We start from the raw sequence: 19,196 nt of genomic DNA, 5'->3' as shown, positions 1-19,196 counted from the left end.
CAAGGTTGTCGGTACAGTACCTATACAGTTATGCAGATCATTCACAGTACAGTGGCGGGAGCAGGATATGAACAGCGAGGATCTGGCCGCGCCCGGCCTCAAGGATAAGGCAGGCGGCGTTGCCGGCGCGGTTGCGGCCGAGCCGGCGCGCGCCCTGCGCCTGGTGGCGCCGCCGACCGAACGCATGCCCAGCCCGGTGCCGTCGGCGCAGATGACGCTGGTCGAGCAGCTCACGGAGTGGGCCCGGCTGCGCATCGACGAGCGCATCTTCCGCGCCGGCATGCGCATGCCCTCGATCCGCCAGCTGGCGCAGGAAAAGGGCATCTCCCGCTTCACCGTGGTGGAGGCCTACGAGCGGCTGGTGGCGCTGGGCTACCTGGAATCGCGCCGCGGCTCGGGTTTCTACGTGCGCGAGCGCACCCCGCAGGCGCCAGCCGTGGCGCCGGTGGCCACCGGGTCGCGCAATATCGACGTGACCTGGCTGCTGCGCAGCATGTTCCACTCGAGCGAGCCCCACAAATCGCCCGGCATGGGCTTCCTGCCCAACGACTGGCTCGACGGCGAGCTGATCGCCAGCGCGCTGCGCGGGCTGGGCCGCCAGCCGGGCAGCCATTTCCTGGTCAGCGGCACGCCGCAGGGTTTCCTGCCGCTGCGCCAGCAACTGCGCAACCGCCTGGCCGAGCTGGAGATCGGTGCCGTGCCCGAGCAGATCGTGCTGACCTCGGGCATCACCCAGGYGCTGGACCTGATCGCCCGGCTCTACCTGCGCGCCGGCGACGCGGTGCTGGTGGGCGACCCGGCCTGGTTCGTGATGTTCGGCCGCTTCGCCGCGCAGGGCGCGCAGCTGATCGGCATGCCCTATACCGCCGAAGGTCCGGACCTGGAGGCGCTGGAGCGCATCCTGCAGGCACGCCGCCCCCGCCTGATGGTGATCAACTCGGTGCTGCACAACCCCACCGGGACCTCGCTGTCGGCCGCCAAGGCCTTCCAGCTGCTGCGCCTGGCCGAGCAGTACGACCTGCTGATCGTCGAGGACGATATCTACTGCGACCTGTGCCCGCCCGGCCATGCCGCCACGCGGCTGGCCAGCCTCGACCAGTTGCGCCGGGTGATCTACCTGGGCAGCTTCTCCAAGACGCTGGCCGCCAACCTCCGCGTGGGCTTTATCGCCGCGCACCCGGAGATCGCCGCCAACCTGACCGACAGCAAGCTGCTGGCCGGCCTGGCCTCGCCGGAAATCAACGAGCGCGTGCTCTACAAGGTGCTTACCGAGGGCCATTACCGCAAGCATGTGGAGCGGGTGCGCACCAGGCTGGACCGCGCCCGCGACGACACCCGCCGTACGCTGGAGCGCCTCGGCCTGACCCTGTTCCCGGGACAGCATGCCGGCATGTACCTGTGGGCGGATACCGGGCGCGACACCAACGCCATCGCCACCGCCGGGCACGAGGAAGGCTACCTGTTCGCGCCGGGCAGCCTGTTCTCGCCGTCCCAGATGCCGTCGGGCTGGATGCGCTTCAACGTGGCCAGCAGCCAGGATCCGGACATGCTGGCCTTCCTGGAGCGTCAGTTGGGGCGGCGTTAGCTGCACTTGAAAATCATGCCCCGCGTCCCTATGTTGGGGACAACGGCCCGGCGCCCATGTGCCGCGGCCAAGAACCAGATTTTTCGTTTCAGCCAAGTTTGCCAAGAGGAGAACCATGACCGCACCGCACGARACGATGAGCTTCCAGGCGGAAGTGAAGCARYTGCTGCACCTGATGATCCACTCGCTGTACAGCAACAAGGARATCTTCCTGCGCGAGCTGRTSTCGAATGCTTCGGATGCCACTGACAAGCTGCGCTTCGAGGCGATTGCCAACCCGGCCCTGCTCGAGAACGACGCCGACCTCGCCATCCGCATCGAGGCGGACGCCAAGGCCCGCACGCTGAAGATCACCGACAACGGCATCGGCATGAGCCGCGACGAGGCCATCCGCAACCTCGGCACCATCGCCCGCTCGGGCACCAAGGAATTCTTCCAGCAGCTCTCCGGCGACCAGCAGAAGGACGCCGCGCTGATCGGCCAGTTCGGCGTGGGCTTCTACTCGGCCTTTATCGTGGCCGACAAGGTCACGGTGGAAACGCGCCGCGCGGGCTTGCCCGCCAGCGAGGCGGTGCGCTGGGAAAGCGCCGGCGACGGCGAGTTCAGCGTGGATGCCATCGACCGCGCCGAGCGCGGCTCCACCATCACGCTGCACCTGCGCGAAGGCGAGGACGATTTCCTCTCGGGGTGGAAGATCAAGGGCATCATCCAGAAGTACTCCGACCATATCTCGCTGCCGATCCGCATGCCCAAGGAAGTGTGGGATGCCGAGACCAGCGCGTACAAGGAAACCGGCGAGTGGGAGAGCGTCAACCAGGCCAGCGCCCTGTGGACGCGTTCCAAGTCGGACATCACCGACGAGCAGTACACCGCCTTCTACCAGCACATCTCGCACGACAACCAGGCCCCGCTGGCGTGGACCCACAACCGCGTCGAAGGCCGCAGCGAATATACCCAGCTGCTGTACGTGCCGGCGCGCGCGCCGTTCGACATGTTCGACCGCAACCACAAGGGTGGCCTCAAGCTCTACGTGAAGCGCGTCTTCATCATGGACGAGGCCGAGCAACTGCTGCCGTCCTACCTGCGCTTCGTCAAGGGCGTGGTGGATTCGGCCGACCTGCCGCTCAACGTGTCGCGCGAACTGCTGCAGGAAAGCCGCGACGTGAAGGCCATCCGCGAAGGCTGCACCAAGCGCGTGCTGTCGATGCTGGAGACGCTGGCCGACAGCGAGGACGAAGCCGAACGCGCCAAGTACGACACCTTCTGGCAGCAGTTCGGCCAGGTGCTCAAGGAAGGCCTGGGAGAAGACGCCGGCAACCTCGAGCGTGTCGCCAAGCTGCTGCGCTTCGCTTCCACCCATGAGGACAGCGCCGAGCAGAAGGTGGCGCTGGCTGCCTACGTGGGCCGCATGAAGGAAGGCCAGGACAAGATCTACTACGTCACGGCCGACAGCTGGGCCGCGGCCAAGTCGAGCCCGCACCTGGAAGTGTTCCGCAAGAAGGGCATCGAAGTGCTGCTGCTGACCGACCGCGTGGACGAATGGATGCTGTCCTTCCTGCGCGAGTTCGACGGCAAGGAACTGGTGTCGGTGGCACGCGGCGACCTCGAGCTCGGCGCGCTGGCCGATGCCGGCGAGAAGGCTGAGCAGGAGAAGGCCGAAGGCGACTGGAAGGAAGTGCTCGAACGCGCCAAGACCGTGCTCGACGGCAAGGCCAAGGACGTGCGCGTGACGCTGCGCCTGACCGAGTCCGCATCGTGCCTGGTGTCGGACGAAGGCGACATGAGCGGCTACCTGCAGCGCCTGCTCAAGCAGGCCGGCCAGAAGGCGCCCGACGCCCAGCCGATCCTGGAGCTGAACCCGGACCACGCGCTGGTGCAGAAGCTGCGCGCGCTGGCCGAGGCCGGCCCCGCCGACGAGGCCTTCGGCGACCGCGTGCATGTGCTGTTCGACCAGGCCTTGCTGGCCGAAGGCGGCACGCTGGAAGATCCGTCGGCCTACGTGCGCCGGATCAACAAGCTGCTGGCCTGAGCACGGCTCCGATCCTGACCGGGGGCTGGCCGCCCTCTCCCGCTCGCGGGGGAGGGCGGTGCCGAACATGGCCGTAGACGAAGAACAGACAATGGCGCTCAAGCGCTGCTTCCCGCCCGTGGTCGACGCCGACACTCGGGTGCTGATCCTTGGCAGCCTGCCCGGCGAGGTGTCGCTTGCGCAGAGCCAGTATTACGCGCACCGGCAGAACCGTTTCTGGCACCTGACCGGCGCGGTCATCGGCGAGGACCTGGTGGGGATGGACTACGCTGCGCGCCTGCGCACGCTGCTGGCCCACCGTATCGGCCTGTGGGACGTGGTGGCCGAAGCGCGCCGCGAGGGCAGCCTCGACAGCAACATACGCGACCACGCCGGCAACGACCTGCCCGGCCTTGTCGCCTCGCTCCCCGGTCTCGAAGTCATCGCCTTCAATGGCGGCACGGCCGCGCGCATCGGCGCCAGGGCGCTCGACCAGCATGCCGCGCGGCATCACATCGTCAAGCTGCCCTCCAGCAGTCCCGCCTACACGCTGGCCTATGCGGAGAAACTGCGTGCCTGGCAGGCGCTGCGGGCGTGGCTGTCCGGTCCCCGCGTCACAGGCTGAGCTTGTAGCCCTCGTGGCTGGCCACGAAACCCAGCCTCTCGTAGAAACGGTGCGCATCCGGACGGCCCTTGTCCGTGGTGAGTTGCACCAGCGAGCAGCCACGCGAGCGGCATTGGCCGATCGCCCATTCGAACATCCTCTGTCCCAGGCCCGTGCTGCGCTGGGCCGCGGCGACCCGCACCGCTTCGATCTGTCCGCGCCATGCACCCCGGCGCGCGATGCCCGGGATAAACGATAGCTGCAGCGTGCCGACCACCATGCCGGCGTGGACCGCGACCACGAGGCGCTGGTTGGGGTCGGCCTCGATCGCCGCGAAGGCGCGCAGGTAGCGCTCGTCCAGCGGCGAGCCGACGGTTTCGCGCTGGCTGCCGAGTGCATCGTCGGCCAGCAATCCGACGATGGCGGGGAGGTCGTCCGCCACCGCCGCCCGAAATATCACTTGTTCCATGCCCATGCCCATGCCGCGCGACAAGATGCGCGCCGCTTCGGTGAAGAGGCAGGTATCTTGTCACGCGGCCGGGCGCGGCGCCAGTCGCCACGACGGCCGGCACCGTTGCCGATGTGCGGGTGCCAGGGCGCTTATTGCGCGCTGGCCTGGACGGCGTCGAGGATGACCCTGGCCACGTCGGCCGGCCGTGACTGCTGCGGCACGTGGCTGCTCGGCAGGCTCGTGACCTTGGCGCCGATCTTCCTGGCCATCGCGCGTTCGAGGTCCGGCTGGATCATGCGGTCCTTCTCGCTGACGATGTACCAGGAGGGGCGGGTGGTCCACGCGGCCGTGGTGACCTTCTCGCCGAACGACTTTGCCTGGATGGGACCTTGCGTGACGGCCATGACGCGCGCCTGCGCGGCCGGCACGTCCTGCGCGAAGTCCTGGGCCATCGCCTCGGGCGGCAGCGACAGGTAGCCTTGCGCATCGGCGACCAGCTTGCTGATGCCCGGCGGCGTGGGATAGCCCTTGCCGACGTCTTCGGTGGACTGGCCGGCGTCGGGCGCGAACGCGGCGACGTACACCAGCGCCGCCACCTTGTCGTCGTTGCCGGCCTCGGTGATCACGGTGCCGCCCCAGGAGTGGCCGACCAGCACCACCTTGCCTTTCTGGCTGTCGATGGCGCGGCGGGTCGCGGCGACATCGTCCTGCAGCGAGTTCAGGCCGTTCTGCACGGCCTGCACCTTGATGCCTTTGGCTTGCAGCAGCGGGATCACCTTGGCCCAGTCCGAGCCGTCGGCGAAGGCGCCATGCACGAGCACGACCGCGGGGGCCTGGCCGGCGGGCGCGGCGGCGTGGGCGAAGGTGCCGGCGGCCAGCGCCAGGGCGCCCAGGGCAAGCGAAATGGTTTTACGATGCAGCATGGAGGATCTCCGGTTGGTTGCTCGGCACGGGGTATGTGACTGGAGCCCAGTATCCGGAATTGCGCCGCCGGCGGGGATCGGTCGATTAACCGACCCCTGGCGACGCCGCCGTGTGCTTTTGTGTTCCCATTCGTCATCCGGGCATTCCCGGCTATCCTGCCTGTTTCGCCGCAGTCGCCCGCAGCCGTCCGCAACCGCTCGCAACCGCTCGCAACCATTACCGAACGCCACATGCAAAGCCCAGACACCGTGCCGGTCCGCGACGCCATTCTGGCTCTGGCCTTTATCGGCGACCTGAGCATGGGCCGGCCGACCGACCACTCGCCGCGTACCGCGTGGCTGGCCGCGCAGCTCGCCGCGCTGGCAGGCTGCGGCGCGTCCGGCAGCAGCGCGGCGCAGCAGGTGGCGCTGCTGCGCTGGTCGGGCTGCACCGCCAACGCGGCCGGCTTCGAGGCGCTCCTCGGCGACGACGTGGGCGGCCGCGATGCCATGCTCACGCAGACCTTGCCCGCGCTCAGCCACGCGCAGCAGCGCGACATCGTCCCGCTGGCGGAAATCCACTGCGAGGTGTCGGGCGAGATCGCGGCCATGCTGGGCATGCGCGGCGAGGTGGAGCACGGGCTGCGCAATATCTTCGAGACCTACGACGGCAGCGGCATGCCCGGCGGGCTCCGGCATCCGGAGGTGCCGGAGCTGGTCTATCACGTGGCGCTGGCCAGCGACCTGGAGATCCTCAGCCGCGCCCACGGCCTCGATGGCGCGCTGGCGCGCATCGCGGCGGCGGGCAATCGCAAGTATCCGGACGCGCTGGTGGAGCCGCTGCGCCGCCGCGCGCGCGACTGGCTGGCTGAGCTGGACGGCGAGGCGCCCGGCGTGCCCGGCATGCCCGCCGCGGAGGAAGTCCGCCTGACCGTGATCGCCGACGTCATCGATCTCAAGCTGCCGTGGATGACCGGGTACTCGCGGCAGGTGGCGGAGCTGGCGCGTGCGAGCGCCGCGCTGCAGGGGCTCGATGCCGGGCTGCAGGCGCGGCTGCACCGCGCCGGCCTGATCCACGGCATGGGCCGCGCCGCGCTGCCCAACCGCTTGTGGAACACGCCGGGCCGGCTGCCCCCGTCGGACTGGGAACACATCCGCCTGGTGCCTTACTGGACCTCGCGCGCGGCCCGCCAGATCGGCGACCTTGGCGCGGAAGCGGAGCTGGCCTCGTATGCGTATGAGCGGCTCGACGGCAGCGGCTATTTCCGCGGCCTCGGTGGCGACGCGCTGTCGGCCGCGCACCGCACGCTGGGCGCATCGGCGGCGTGGGCCGCGCTGCGCGCGCGCCGCCCGTGGCGCGACGCGCTGCCGCAGGACGCGGCGGCGGCCTTGCTGCGCGAGGAAGCCGCGCGTGGCCGCTTCGATGCGGATGTGGTCGAGGCCACGCTGGCCGCGGCCGCCGGCAGGCAGGCGAGCGCCGCGCCCCGCACGGCGCTCGTGCTGTCCGAGCGCGAGACCGATGTGCTGCGGCGCATCAGCCAGGGCGAGAGCAACAAGGAAGTCGCGCGCACACTGTCGATCAGCCCCAGCACGGTGCGCACCCACGTGGAGAGCATCTTCCGCAAGCTCGAATGCTCGACGCGCGCGGCGGCAACGCTGAAGGCGTTCACCCTCGGGCTGCTCTAGCGTCGACGGCAACGGCAACTTCGGCCGCCTGCGCCTTGCCGGTGCAAGTCGAACCGCGCCGCGCGCATCTGTCACAATCCTGCCTATGAGCCCCGGCGGCGCGTCCGCCGGAGCATGCCAGACAGGACAGAAGGACGATGCCTTATCTCGGAATTGGTTTTCACGTCATCGTGGCGCTGTATTTTGCCGTCCACGCGGTGCGCACCCAGCAGAACATGTACTGGCTGCTGATCCTGTTCGCTTTCCCCGGGCTGGGCAGCGTGGTGTATTTCTTCGCCATCTACCTGCCGTCGCTGCGCCAGACGCGCGGTGCGCGCGCCGCCACGCGCGCCATCGGGCAACTGGTGGATCCCAATCGCGCCGTGCGCGAGGCGCGCGCCGCGTTCGACCGCGCGCCGACCGTCGACCACCGCATGCGCCTCGGCGCGGCGCTGCTGGAGGCCGATGAGCCCAAGGAGGCGCTGCAGCACTACGAGGCCGCCGCCAGCGGGCCCTTCGCCAGCGATCCCGCGCTGCTGCTGGGGCTGGCGCGCGCACAGTTCGCCACCGGCGGGCACGCTGGCGCCGCAGCCACGCTCGCGCGCCTGTTCGAAGGCCAGCCGCAGGCGCGCCAGCAGGCCGATCCTGCCTTGCTGTACGCGCGCGCCCTGGCCGCCACCGATGCGCCTGGCACGCGCGCCGCGTTCGAGCAGGCGCTGACCTGCGCCAGCGACGCGGCCGCGCGCTGCCTGTTCGCGGACTGGCTGGCCGGGCGCCAGGATGCCGCCGACCGGGAGCGCGCCCAGGCCCTGTATGCCGAGATCGTGCACGACGGCAAGCACTGGCCGCGCCATGCGCGCGAGCACAACCGGGAATGGCTGCAGCGCGCGCAAGGCGCGCTCGGCAGGTCCTGAGGCCGGCCGCTTCACTGTTTCCATTGCTCCGCGTGCTGCCCCCGGCGGGCGGCGCGCGTGTTCGTACCCCCGCACTCCTCTTATCGCCATGACTCTCCTGAAACGCAAATCCATTGAAGCCGTGGCCTCGCGCCGACCCGCGCGCGGCGAGCGCAGCCGCGACGGCGCGCAGCGCGCCGATGAGCGCGCCGATCAGCGCGCCGGCAAGAAGCGCGCCGAACCCCGCGAAGAAAAGCGCATGACGCCGCGCTTCGCGCCGGTGACCTTCTCCGAGATGGACGGCGTGCGCTACCTGCACTTCGGCACCGAGTGGGTGCAGGGCGCGATGCGCCTGCGCAAGCCGGATGCCATCGAGCTGGAGTACGCGCAGCAGATGATGGCGTGGCTGCTGTTCCTGTCGCCCTCGGCGCCCGATTTCCATGTCACCCAGCTCGGCCTCGGGGCAGCGGCGCTGACCAAGTTCTGCCACCGCCAGTTCAGCAAGGCGCGGGTTACCGCCGTGGAGCTGAACCCCGCCGTGATCGTGGCCGGCCGCAGCATGTTCGGCCTGCGCGAGGACGACGCGCGCCTGACCGTGCGCGAGCAGGATGCCTGGGACTATGTGATGGACGGCACCCATGCCGGTGCGCTCGACGTGCTGCAGGTGGACCTGTACGACGCCACCGCGCGCGGCCCGGTGCTGGACACCACGGCCTTCTACAAGGCCTGCCGCCGCGTGCTGAAGTCGCCGGGGGTGATGACCATCAACCTGTTCGGCGACCACGACAGCTTCCCGAAGAACATCGTGCGCATCTGCGAGGCCTTCGAGGACCGCGTGCTGGTGTTCCCCGAAGTGCACGACGGCAATGTGATCGCGCTGGCCTTCAACGGCCCGGCGATCGACGTGTCGTGGGAAGTGCTGGAACTGCGCGCCAAGGTTGTGGAGGAGGGCACCGGGCTGCCCGCGCGCGCCTGGGTCAAGGGCCTGCGCGCGGCCAATGCGCGGCAGGAGGACGGGCTGCAGATCTAGTCTCCCTCAGCCCGCCCGGTGCCGGGTGCGGGCTTACTGCTTGTGGAAGAACTGCGCCAGCGACCACTCGTCGGTGCGCGCCTCGTACTTCAGGTCCTTGCGCATCGCCCACATCGCCAGCTGGCTGTGCGACGGGATGATGGCGTGGTCGGCCAGCGCGAACTTCGCCGCCGTGCGGGCGTTTTCCTCGCGGGCCTTGTCGCTGCTCACGGTGGTGAGCGACTTCTCGATCAGCTGGTCGAGCTGCGTATTGCTGTACTTGCCCCAGTTCCAGGTGCCGTAGCCGGTCTTGGGATTGGGCGTGCCGGTGATGGAGCGCAGCGCCACGTCGGCCGCCGCCGAGCCCCAGCCCAGCATCTCGAAGGCGAAGTCGCCCTGGCGCGCGCGCGTGAAGTAGGCGGCCACGGGCAGCGTCTCCACCTTGGTCTGGATGCCGATGCGCGTGAGCATGCTGGCGGTGGCCTGCGCCACGGCCGCGTCGTTCAGGTAGCGGTTGTTGGTGGCGTGCAGCGTCAGCCCGAAGCCGTCTGGATAGCCGGCGGCGGCCAGCAGCTTCTTGGCGGCTTCGGGGTCGTAGGCATCGGGCTTGGTGCCCGGATGGCCGAAGATCTGCGGCGAGACGATCGACGAGGCCGGCACCGCCAGGCCTTCCATGATGCGGCTGACGATGGCGTCGCGGTTGAGCGCGTGGCTGATGGCCGCGCGCACGCGCGCATCCTTGAACGGGTTCTTGCCGAGCGGCTTGCCGGCCTTGTCGGTGACGAACGGCGGGTTGTCGCGCGACTGGTCCATCTGCCAGAAGATGGTGCGCCAGGAGACCTGCTGCTCGATGCGGAATTTCGGGTTTTGCCTGAGCTTGGCCACGTCGGCCGACGGCACGCTTTCGATCACGTCGACGTCGCCGGACAGCAGCGCCGCGCTGCGCGCGCCGTTGTCGGTGATGATGCGGAAGATGGCATGGTCCCATTCGGCCTTGGGCCCCCAGTAGTCGGGGTTCTTCGCCATTACGATTTCCTGCCCGCGCGCGAAGCGCACGAACTTGAACGGCCCGGTGCCGATCATCGCCTTGCCCGAGTCGAAGTCGGCCTGGCTCAGCGTGGCCGCCACCTTCTTGGGCATGATCGGCACGCTGTTGAGGTCGTTGGCCAGGTTGGCGTAGTTCGGCACGCTCATGGTCAGGCGTACGGTGAGCRGGTCGGGCGTGTCGATGCGCGCGATCGGCTTGGTGTAGCTGGTGAAGGAGCCGGGGCTGCTGACCAGCTTCTCGGGGCGCTCGAGCGAGGCCTTGACGTCTTCGCTGGTGAACGGCGAGCCGTCGTGCCATTTGACGTTGGGGCGCAGCTTGATCTCCCAGGTGATGGCATTGACCGGCTTCCACGACAGCGCCAGGCCCGGGATGTAACGGGCGTTCTTGTCCATGAACACCAGGGATTCGAAGATATGCAGCGCGATGGCGTTGTTGGGGCCGGCGTTGTTCCACTGCGGGTCCATCGAGGTGACGTCGGCGGACAGGCCGATGCGCAGGTCCTCGGCGTGTGCCGCGCCGGCGGGCAGCATCAGCAGCGCGGCGCCGCCGAGCACCAGCGTCGCGCCGGCCCGAAGCAGGGCGCGGCGTGGCATCAGGGGCTCCAGGCGGCCGGCAAGGCGGCTGGTCAAATGGCGTGTGCGGCGGTTGGCGGTCATCGAGATGCGCTCCCAGTACGGGCCGGTCGCTTTCGCGCGGGAAGGCGTCGGCGGGTTCTCAGAAGGGGGTGACGGGGCGCGCTTGCCGGCGCCCGTGTCTACCCGGCTGCCCGCATTGTGCCGTCAAAACGACATCCATGTGCGATAGCTGCGTCATAACCTTATGTTCGCCGCCCGCACCGCGCACGTCCACCGGCGGTGCGCGGCCTGGCTCGCCGGCCCGGGCGCGCAGCCGGTAGAATCGCGCCCATGTTTGCCAACTCTCGCACCATCACCTCGGCGCAGGCCGATGTCCATGACCATCTCGCGGCCCGCGTGGCGCGCCACCTGGCCGAGCCGTTCCGCAAGCCGATCGGCGAGCCCAGCCGGCGCGCGCTGGATCTCGCGCTGCAGCAATGGCAGCAAGCCGGGGCGCCGCCGCTGATCCTCGATGCCGGCTGCGGCGTGGGCGAGAGCACGCTGCAACTGGCCACGGCCTTCCCCGGCCACTTCGTGATCGGCGTGGACCAGTCGGAAAAGCGGCTGACCGGCGGCAAGGACTGGTGGGGTGGCCCGCTGCCGGCCAACTTCACCTGGGCGCGCGCCGACCTGGTCGATGTCTGGCGCCTGCTGCAGGCCGAGGGTATCGCGGTGGCGCGCCACTACGTCCTGTATCCGAACCCGTGGCCCAAGATCGGTCACCTGGGGCGGCGTTGGCAGGGCCACGCGGTGTTCCCGGCGCTGGCCGCCTGCGGGGACTATCTGGAGTGCCGCAGCAACTGGCAGGTCTATATCGACGAGTTCGCCCAGGCGCTGGCTCTGGTCGGGCGGCCGGCGATGACCGAGGCGTGGCAGCCGGTGGAGGCCATCACGCCGTTCGAGCGCAAGTACGCGGCCTCCGGGCATGCCTTGTGGCGCTGCGTGAGCCCGCCGCAGGCGGCCTGAACGGGTTCGCGCGCAAGGCGGCGCCCGGGAATGAAAACGGCCCGCGCAAGGCGGGCCGTCGGCAAGGCGCAGGGCGCGGGCTCAGTGGAAGAGCGGCTGCTGCGTCGGCGCGTCTTCCGGCAGTTCGGCGTGGACGATCTCGCCAGAACGGTCGGCGTAGAGCGGCGTGCCGCAATCTTCGCAGTATTCGGGATCGAACAGCGCGGCGTGGCGGAAGATGTCTTCCACGCCGGCATTGCGCAGCTCTTCGCAGATCTGCTCGAGCGGGTTGTCCTTTTCGGTGGCGTCGATCTCGCCGGACTCGCGGCCATACACCGGCCAGACGATGCCGTAGATCACATCCTTCTCGCCGCGCATGGTGAAGCCCACGCGGTATTCCTCGACTTCCTCCTCGCCGAAGGCGGCCACCACCGCGGCCATCTGCCCGGCCGGCACGTCGAGCGTGCCGCACAGGTAGTTGACGGCGGCACGCACCGTGAGCGGGCGGATGCTCTTGTCTGATTCGCGGCAGGAGAGGAAGAAGGCGTCGGGCAGCAGCAGTTCGAACTCGCAGCCCGGCAGCAGCAGCGCGATCGAGGGCTGGACCTGGGTCCGCCATTGCTCCAGGCACACCGAGCGCTCGGCGTGATGCTCCTTCACATCTTCCTGCCAGCGGAACAGGGCCTGCTCGTGCGGCGCCACCACCACGGCCAGCAGGTAGCGCGGGTCGGCCAGGATGGGCGCGGTCTCCGGCAGGTCGCGCAGGTCGACCTTGGGCGTGGTGCCCGACATCGCCGCCGATACCAGCTTGTAGGTCAGCGCGAAGGTGTCGCAGTGCGTGCGCGGCAGCTGGTCGATGCTGTAGAGATAGGGCGACAGCGCCATGCGCGTGTCCGCAGCCAGCACATGCGCCTGCATGTGCACCGACAGCGTCTGCGCCAGCTCGGGCTTCAGGGCGCCCGAGGGAATGGCGTAGCGCGTGTGGGCGAGGATCGGCGCGGCGATCAGCAGGGCGTCGTAGCTGACACCGTCGATTTCGACAGTGGCGGACTCGGCCAGGGTCTCGGCTTGCTCGGCTAGCACGTCGGAGGCGTCGGCGTTGTGCTTGAACAGGTGTTCGAGCGCCGCGTCGAGCGCGGACTGGCTGCCGTTCTTCAGCAGCCGGCCCAGGCGCAGCGAGAGCCGCCGCTCCCAGTATCCATCCTCCATGCGGCTGCCCGAGGCATCGAGCGCGAGCGCATCGGCCACCAGACGCTCGGCGTCAGGCGAAAGACGTTGGGTAGCCTTGGGGCGAAAACCTGCCATAAGTCGAGATCATCCGTTTTTCGGTAAAACGGTATTCTACTCGCTGCGTTGACAAAACATGGCGTCCGGTGCAGCAAAGGCAGTGCTGCATGGCGTCACAGCGGGCCTGCATGGCCGCGCAGCCGCACTTATTTTTGCGCGGGGGCCGGCGATGTCTCCGGCGCGTGGCTTTCCACGCCGTGCTGCTCGCCGCCGATGGAGATGTCGCCACCGCCCTTGGTGAGCAGGTAGAGGGCTGCGCCGGCGATGACGATGAAGGCGATAAAGATCTTGACCATGTTGTCTCCAATAGTCCAATAGGATTGCGCGTTTGAAGCAACCGCTGCAAAGCCGGCCGGCATGGCCGCCGCGCGCTGCTTTCTTCTTGTTGCCGGGCAGTGTGGCAGGGCAGGCTTGCATGGAACTTACAGGGGCCGGCGCGCTACGGAGCCATCCGGGCGGCGCGCGCTGCGCTTTCATGCCACCCCGGCGCCGGCAGCCCAAAAGAAAAAACGCCGCTGGCCGCGGCCTCCGTAGAGGCGCGCGGCCAGCGGCGTCGATGTCCGGGCGACAGCCCCCGCAAGGGGGCTGTCGCTCAGGCAGCCAGCAGCTGGCGCAGCACGAACGGCAGGATGCCGCCGTGGTTGTAGTAGTCGACTTCGATCGGCGTGTCGATGCGCAGCAACACCGGGACGCGCTGCACGTCGCCATTGGAGCGCTTGATCACCAGCGTGACGTCCTGCTGCGGCTTGAGGTCGCCCTCAATGCCTTCGATGTCGAAGGTCTCGTTRCCGATGATGCCGAGCGACTGCACGCTGTCRCTGCCCTTGAACTGCAGCGGCAGCACGCCCATGCCGACCAGGTTGGAGCGGTGGATGCGCTCGAAGCTGCGCGTGATCACGGCCTTCACGCCGAGCAGTTGGGTGCCCTTGGCCGCCCAGTCGCGCGACGAGCCGGTGCCGTACTCCTCGCCGCCGAACACCACGGTGGGCGTGCCTTCGGCGATGTACTTCATGGCGGCGTCGTAGATCGACATTTCTTCGCCGGAGGGCTGGTGCAGCGTGACGCCGCCTTCCACGCGCGAGCCGTCGGGCTTGACCGGCAGCATCAGGTTCTTGATGCGCACGTTGGCGAAGGTGCCGCGCATCATGACTTCATGGTTGCCGCGGCGCGAGCCGTAGCTGTTGAAGTCCGCCTTGAGCACGCCGTTGGCCTGCAGGTACTTGCCCGCGGGCGAGGTTTCCTTGATCGAGCCGGCCGGCGAGATGTGGTCGGTGGTCACGGAATCGCCGAAGACGCCGAGCGCGCGCGCATTGCGCACGCTGGACTGGGTCGCGGCCGGCTCCATGCCGAAGTCCTGGAAGAAGGGCGGCTCGGCGATATAGGTTGACGCGGGCCAGTCGTAGACCTGGCCCTTGGTGCCCTTGACCTTGGCCCACAGCTTGCTCGGCTTCTTGACCTGCTCGTAGTTGGTCCGGAAGACGTCCGCGTCCATGGCGAACTTCAGCAGGGCGTGGATTTCCTCCGAGGTCGGCCAGATGTCGCCCAGGTAGATATCGCGGTCGCCCTTGCCGACGCCCACCGGCTCGGTCATCAGGTCGCGCGTGACGTTGCCGGCGATGGCGTAGGCCACCACCAGCGGCGGCGAGGCCAGGAAGTTGGCGCGGATGTTCGGGTGGATGCGCGCCTCGAAGTTGCGGTTGCCGGACAGCACCGCGGCGGCCACCAGGTCGTTCTTGGTGATGGCCTCATTGAGCTCCGGCGTGAGGTCGCCGGCGTTGCCGATGCAGGTGGTGCAGCCGTAGGCGGTCACGCCGAAGCCCAGCTTTTCCAGGTAGGGCAGCAGGCCGGTGGCCTGCAGGTATTCCGTCACCACGCGGCTGCCGGGAGCGAGCGAGGTCTTGATGTGCGGCGCCACCTTCAGGCCGGCTTCCACCGCCTTCTTGGCCAGCAGGCCGGCGGCCAGCAGCACGCTCGGGTTGGAGGTGTTGGTGCAGGAGGTGATGGCGGCGATCAGCACGTCGCCGTTCTTCACGTTCACGCCGTCGGCCGTGGTGTAGGTCTTGTCCAGCTCGGCGATGTCCTTGTTGAAGCCATTCTCGGCGGTCGGCTTGGCGAACAGCGAGGCAAAGGTGGTCTTGACGTTGCCGATCTCGATGCGGTCCTGCGGGCGCTTGGGGCCGGCCAGCGAGGGAGCCACGGTGCCGAGATCGAGCGTGACGACCTTGGTGAAGTCGATTTCGCCGGCCTTGGGCACGCCGAACATGTTCTGGGCGCGGAAATAGCCTTCGAAGGCGGCGATCTCCTCTTCCGTGCGGCCGGTGCCCTTGAAGTAGTCGATGGTCTTTTCGTCGACCGGGAAGAAGCCCATGGTGGCGCCGTACTCGGGCGCCATGTTGCCGATGGTGGCGCGGTCCGGCAGCGCCAGGCTCGCCGTGCCTTCGCCGAAGAACTCGACGAACTTGCCGACCACTTTTTCGCGGCGCAGCATTTCGGTGATGGTCAGCACCAGGTCGGTAGCGGTGACGCCTTCGCGCAGGCGGCCCTTCAGTTCCACGCCGACCACGTCCGGCGTCAGGAAGTAGACCGGCTGGCCCAGCATGCCGGCTTCCGCCTCGATGCCGCCCACGCCCCAGCCCACCACGCCGATGCCGTTGATCATGGTGGTGTGGCTGTCGGTGCCGACCAGGGTGTCGGGGTAGTACACACCGTCCTTCTTGTGCACGCCGCGCGCGAGGTACTCCAGGTTGACCTGGTGCACGATGCCGAAGCCCGGCTGCACCACGCCGAAGGTGTCGAAGGCCTGCATGCCCCACTTCATGAACTGGTAGCGCTCGTTATTGCGCTGRAATTCCAGCTKCATRTTSAGGTCSAGCGCSTTCKKCTCRCGGAARTGRTCGATCTGCACCGAGTGRTCGACSACSAGGTCSACCGGSACSAGCGGCTCGATCTTCTTGGGGTTCTTGCCCATCTTCTCGGCCACGTTGCGCATGGCGGCCAGGTCGGCCAGCAACGGCACGCCGGTGAAGTCCTGCAGCACCACGCGGGCTACCACGAAGGGGATTTCGTCCACGCGCTCGGCAACCGGCTGCCAGTTGGCCAGTTGGCGCACGTGTTCTTCGGTGACCTTCTTGCCGTCGCAGTTGCGCAGCACCGATTCGAGCACGACGCGAATCGATACCGGCAGGCGCTCGACCGCCACGCCCAGTGCCTTGCCCAGTTTCGGCAGGGAATAGTACTGGCCCTTGACGCCGGGGCTGATCTTGAATTCTTTCAGAGTCTTATTGAGATTGTGGGGCATTGCCTTACTCCATTCGAAAGATGGTGCGGACTAGCTTGGACTCGTAAACCGGTCTTGCTGCTCGGGCCGCACTGCGGGCGCTGGAACCAGCCCGCAGTGCGGCGCGGGCGCCGGCGAGGCGCCGTGTTCATGCTTGCTGCTGCTTCTGCCTTGCTGCTTTTTTTTGCTTCTGGGTTCCTGCTTCCTGGCCTTGCTTCCGGCTGCTGCGTGCGGCCTTGCGCCGACGAGGCCTTGCCACTGCATGCACCGCGTCGATTGTAGGGCAAGCCAGCGCGCGTTGCGCGGCCGCTTTGCTCAGATCACGTACAGATCCACATACTCGTGGACCGGCATCGCCTCCAGGCGTGCCTGGTCGAGCGACACGGCCAGGATGGCCTCCTGCTGCCTGGGCGGGAAGCGGCGCGCCAGGTTGGTCTTGAATTTCTCCACCAGCAGGGGGATGCCGTCTTCGCGGCGACGCCTGTGGCCGATCGGATATTCCACCACCACTTCTGGCAAAACCGTGCCGTCGTTCAGTTCCACGGTCAGGGCATTGGCGATCGAGCGCTTCCCGGGATCATGGTAGTCCGCGGTGAAGGCGGTGTCTTCCACGCAGGCGATCTTGTCGCGCAGCGCGTCGATGCGCGGGTCGGCCGCGACCTTGTCTTCGTAGTCTTCGGCGGTCAGCCGGCCGAACAGCAGCGGCACGGCGACCATGTACTGGATGCAGTGATCCCGGTCGGCGGGGTTCGCCAGCGGGCCYTKCTTGTCGATGATGCGGATGCAGGCCTCRTGSGTGCGGATGGTGACGCGCCCGATGTCCGCCGCGGTGCGGCCTGTGGCGGCAAGCTGGCCGTGCAGGGTCATCGCGGCCTCCACCGCGGTCTGCGAGTGGAATTCGGCCGGGAAGGAGATCTTGAACAGTACGTTCTCCATCACGTACGAGCCGTAGGGGCGCTGGAAGCGCAAGGGCTGGCCCTTGAACAGCACGTCGTAGAAGCCCCAGCCCTTGGCCGACAGCACCGAGGGATAGCCCATCTCGCCGGTCCTGGCGATCAGCGCCAGGCGCACGGCGCGGCTGGTGGCATCGCCGGCGGCCCAGCTCTTGCGGCTGCCGGTGTTGGGAGCGTGGCGGTAGGTGCGCAGCGACTGTCCGTCGACCCACGCCAGCGACACCGCGTTGATGATCTCGTCGCGCGTGAGGCCGAGCATCTGGGCGACCACGGCGGTGGACGCCACCTTGACCAGCACCACGTGGTCCAGGCCGACCTTGTTGAAGGAGTTTTCCAGCGCGATGCAGCCCTGGATCTCGTGGGCCTTGATCATGCCGGTGAGCACGTCTTTCATGGTCAGCGGCTTGCGCCCGGCGGCCACGCTGGTGCGCGAGAGCCAGTCGGCGGTGGCGAGGATGCCGCCGAGGTTGTCCGACGGGTGGCCCCATTCGGCGGCAAGCCAGGTGTCGTTGAAGTCGAGCCAGCGGATCATGGCGCCGATATTGAAGGCGGCCTGGACCGGGTCGAGCTGGAATTGGGTGCCGGGAATCTTGGCGCCGTTGGGGACCACCGTGCCGGGCACGATGGGGCCCATCAGCTTGGTGCAGGCGGGGTAGGACAAGGCTTCCAGGCCGCAGCCAAGGGTGTCGATCAGGCAGTTGCGGGCCGTGTCATAGGCCAGCGCGCTCCTGATCGGGTGTCTGGTCACGTACTCGACGATATCGACCAGTACCTGGTCAGGTTCGGGCCGGACGTTCGGAATGTGTGCAGACATGAGGTCCCCCTCGGTATTTGTGCTTCCTGGTGCCTTTTTTATTGCTTTGTGATGCTTGCGGAGCCTGCTTGCTACGTGGCTGGCTGCTTATTGCTTCGCCGGGGCCTGGCCGGCGGCGGCTGCGGGTGCCGCGGGGGCGACCAGCAGCGGCGTGGCGACCGGTGCGCGCAGCGCGCCTGCCTGGGTCGGAGCCGAGCCGCCGGACTGCATGTCGGCGGTCTGGCATTCGTCGGCCAGGCGCTGGCCGGCGTTCTTGTTGAACAGCATGGCCTTGCTCGGGATCACGACCAGGTCCATGCCGGAGCGGGCGTCGTAGTAACGGTCGGCGCCGGTCACGGTGGACAGGCGCGGCAGGCGGTATTCGCGGCCTTCCCAGTTCAGGACGATGACTTCGTCGCGCAGCATGTTGCCGCTGATATAGATGGCGTGGCCCAGCTCGCACTGCCACTTTTCGCCATTCGGGGCGGCCGCGGCTTCCGGTGCGGCGGCAGTCTTCTTGGTGCTGTGCTTGGCCGGGGCCTTCTTGGCGGGAGCGGCCTTCGTGGCCGGTTCCTGGGCCATCGCAACACCGGCGGAGGTCAGCGAAAATGCGCCGATGCAGGCGGCGAGGACGAGATGCTTCATTCTGTGGGTTCCTTCTGGTGTGGGGTAAAAGGCGGGTGCCTGGCGGGAAGCCCGGCAGTCACATATCCGCCGCTATTCTCTACGATTTGAAAGTCGGGGCGAAGCACCCCGGCCATTGGTTACACAATTCGGCCCGGGCAGCCGCGCTACGCGGCTTGCGGCGCACTGCAGGCCGCGGCGCCCGGCGCCCCTTGCTCATTTGCTCATCTGCTCATTTGCGCTTGCCGATCGGCACGAACTTCAGGTTCTCCGGCCCGGTGTAGTTCGCGCTCGGGCGGATGATCTTGTTGTCGATGCGCTGCTCGATGATGTGCGCGGCCCAGCCCGAGGTGCGCGAGATCACGAACAGCGGGGTGAACATGGCGGTGGGCACGCCCATCATGTGGTAGCTCACCGCGCTGAACCAGTCCAGGTTGGCGAACATCTTCTTGCCATCCTGCATGGTGGCTTCAATGCGATCGGCAATGTCGAACATCTTCATCGAGCCGGCGTCGCTGGATAGCTTGCGCGCCACTTC

General features: G+C 68.0%; 16 protein-coding genes. 7 read left to right on the top strand and 9 right to left on the bottom strand.

Annotated elements, in window-relative coordinates; all coding sequences use genetic code 11:
- Positions 1-67: 67 nt before the first annotated feature.
- The 3 genes from AC1DK4_RS11165 (at position 68) to AC1DK4_RS11155 (ending at position 4,218) form a co-directional block, all read left to right on the top strand.
- Positions 68-1,585, top strand: a complete 1,518-nt coding sequence (locus tag AC1DK4_RS11165; RefSeq protein WP_477131532.1) for an aminotransferase-like domain-containing protein — start codon at positions 68-70, stop codon at positions 1,583-1,585.
- 115 nt (positions 1,586-1,700) lie between these two features.
- Positions 1,701-3,614 carry a molecular chaperone HtpG gene (htpG, locus tag AC1DK4_RS11160; RefSeq protein ID WP_477131531.1) on the top strand — a complete coding sequence of 638 codons (1,914 nt, stop codon included), beginning with the start codon at positions 1,701-1,703 and terminating at the stop codon, positions 3,612-3,614.
- A gap of 91 nt (positions 3,615-3,705) precedes the next feature.
- Entirely contained in the window at positions 3,706-4,218 is a 513-nt protein-coding gene (locus AC1DK4_RS11155; RefSeq protein ID WP_441613318.1) for a DNA-deoxyinosine glycosylase, read from the top strand.
- On the opposite strand, the gene AC1DK4_RS11150 is transcribed toward AC1DK4_RS11155, so the two are convergent.
- Complete coding sequence (locus AC1DK4_RS11150; protein ID WP_441613063.1) at positions 4,208-4,672, bottom strand: GNAT family N-acetyltransferase; 465 nt, start codon at positions 4,670-4,672, stop codon at positions 4,208-4,210. The genes AC1DK4_RS11155 and AC1DK4_RS11150 overlap by 11 nt on opposite strands.
- Positions 4,673-4,797: 125 nt before the next feature.
- Positions 4,798-5,571 carry an alpha/beta fold hydrolase gene (locus tag AC1DK4_RS11145; protein ID WP_441613062.1) on the bottom strand — a complete coding sequence of 258 codons (774 nt, stop codon included), beginning with the start codon at positions 5,569-5,571 and terminating at the stop codon, positions 4,798-4,800.
- A gap of 231 nt (positions 5,572-5,802) precedes the next feature.
- Here AC1DK4_RS11145 and AC1DK4_RS11140 point away from each other — a divergent pair, with 231 nt between their 5' ends.
- From AC1DK4_RS11140 to AC1DK4_RS11130, 3 genes are all read left to right on the top strand, one after another.
- Positions 5,803-7,236: an HD domain-containing phosphohydrolase gene (locus AC1DK4_RS11140; protein WP_477131530.1), complete on the top strand. Its 1,434-nt coding sequence runs from the start codon at positions 5,803-5,805 to the stop codon at positions 7,234-7,236.
- A gap of 137 nt (positions 7,237-7,373) precedes the next feature.
- Positions 7,374-8,129, top strand: a complete 756-nt coding sequence (locus tag AC1DK4_RS11135; protein ID WP_441624270.1) for a tetratricopeptide repeat protein — start codon at positions 7,374-7,376, stop codon at positions 8,127-8,129.
- An 88-nt stretch (positions 8,130-8,217) separates the two neighbouring features.
- Positions 8,218-9,138 carry a class I SAM-dependent methyltransferase gene (locus tag AC1DK4_RS11130; RefSeq protein WP_441624272.1) on the top strand — a complete coding sequence of 307 codons (921 nt, stop codon included), beginning with the start codon at positions 8,218-8,220 and terminating at the stop codon, positions 9,136-9,138.
- A 33-nt stretch (positions 9,139-9,171) separates the two neighbouring features.
- Here the strand turns inward: AC1DK4_RS11130 and AC1DK4_RS11125 are convergent, their stop codons facing one another.
- Positions 9,172-10,758, bottom strand: a complete 1,587-nt coding sequence (locus AC1DK4_RS11125) for an ABC transporter substrate-binding protein (RefSeq protein WP_477131529.1) — start codon at positions 10,756-10,758, stop codon at positions 9,172-9,174.
- A gap of 312 nt (positions 10,759-11,070) precedes the next feature.
- Here AC1DK4_RS11125 and AC1DK4_RS11120 point away from each other — a divergent pair, with 312 nt between their 5' ends.
- Entirely contained in the window at positions 11,071-11,745 is a 675-nt protein-coding gene (locus AC1DK4_RS11120; protein ID WP_441624276.1) for a methyltransferase domain-containing protein, read from the top strand.
- An 81-nt stretch (positions 11,746-11,826) separates the two neighbouring features.
- Here the strand turns inward: AC1DK4_RS11120 and AC1DK4_RS11115 are convergent, their stop codons facing one another.
- From AC1DK4_RS11115 to AC1DK4_RS11090, 6 genes are all read right to left on the bottom strand, one after another.
- Positions 11,827-13,029 carry a DUF2863 family protein gene (locus AC1DK4_RS11115; protein WP_441624278.1) on the bottom strand — a complete coding sequence of 401 codons (1,203 nt, stop codon included), beginning with the start codon at positions 13,027-13,029 and terminating at the stop codon, positions 11,827-11,829.
- Positions 13,030-13,157: 128 nt separating this feature from the next.
- Positions 13,158-13,307, bottom strand: coding sequence for a hypothetical protein (locus AC1DK4_RS11110; RefSeq protein ID WP_441624280.1), 150 nt, complete (start codon positions 13,305-13,307; stop codon positions 13,158-13,160).
- Between the two features lie 296 nt (positions 13,308-13,603).
- Positions 13,604-16,309 (bottom strand): aconitate hydratase AcnA, encoded by a 2,706-nt coding sequence (gene acnA, locus AC1DK4_RS11105; RefSeq protein ID WP_477131528.1) that lies wholly within the window; start codon positions 16,307-16,309, stop codon positions 13,604-13,606.
- A gap of 294 nt (positions 16,310-16,603) precedes the next feature.
- Positions 16,604-18,055 (bottom strand): bifunctional 2-methylcitrate dehydratase/aconitate hydratase, encoded by a 1,452-nt coding sequence (locus tag AC1DK4_RS11100; RefSeq protein ID WP_477131527.1) that lies wholly within the window; start codon positions 18,053-18,055, stop codon positions 16,604-16,606.
- Between the two features lie 87 nt (positions 18,056-18,142).
- A complete protein-coding gene (locus AC1DK4_RS11095) occupies positions 18,143-18,679 on the bottom strand; it encodes a hypothetical protein (RefSeq protein WP_441624286.1) in 537 nt (178 codons plus the stop codon).
- A gap of 211 nt (positions 18,680-18,890) precedes the next feature.
- The coding region (locus AC1DK4_RS11090; protein WP_441624288.1) for a citrate/2-methylcitrate synthase at positions 18,891-19,196 on the bottom strand (306 nt) is incomplete at its 5' end.

This window comes from Cupriavidus sp. 05N38 (assembly GCF_056397345.1).
Note: the sequence above shows the minus strand (reverse complement) of the source record. Positions and strands in the feature narration are given on the sequence as shown.

Coding starts and splice junctions, on each gene's coding strand:
- AC1DK4_RS11155 (WP_441613318.1), top strand. CDS start 3,706: ATGGCGCTCAAGCGCTGCTTCCCGCCCGTGGTCGACGCCGACACTCGG.
- AC1DK4_RS11150 (WP_441613063.1), bottom strand. CDS start 4,672: ATGGGCATGGAACAAGTGATATTTCGGGCGGCGGTGGCGGACGACCTC.
- AC1DK4_RS11145 (WP_441613062.1), bottom strand. CDS start 5,571: ATGCTGCATCGTAAAACCATTTCGCTTGCCCTGGGCGCCCTGGCGCTG.
- AC1DK4_RS11140 (WP_477131530.1), top strand. CDS start 5,803: ATGCAAAGCCCAGACACCGTGCCGGTCCGCGACGCCATTCTGGCTCTG.
- AC1DK4_RS11135 (WP_441624270.1), top strand. CDS start 7,374: ATGCCTTATCTCGGAATTGGTTTTCACGTCATCGTGGCGCTGTATTTT.
- AC1DK4_RS11130 (WP_441624272.1), top strand. CDS start 8,218: ATGACTCTCCTGAAACGCAAATCCATTGAAGCCGTGGCCTCGCGCCGA.
- AC1DK4_RS11120 (WP_441624276.1), top strand. CDS start 11,071: ATGTTTGCCAACTCTCGCACCATCACCTCGGCGCAGGCCGATGTCCAT.
- AC1DK4_RS11115 (WP_441624278.1), bottom strand. CDS start 13,029: ATGGCAGGTTTTCGCCCCAAGGCTACCCAACGTCTTTCGCCTGACGCC.
- AC1DK4_RS11110 (WP_441624280.1), bottom strand. CDS start 13,307: ATGGTCAAGATCTTTATCGCCTTCATCGTCATCGCCGGCGCAGCCCTC.
- AC1DK4_RS11095 (WP_441624286.1), bottom strand. CDS start 18,679: ATGAAGCATCTCGTCCTCGCCGCCTGCATCGGCGCATTTTCGCTGACC.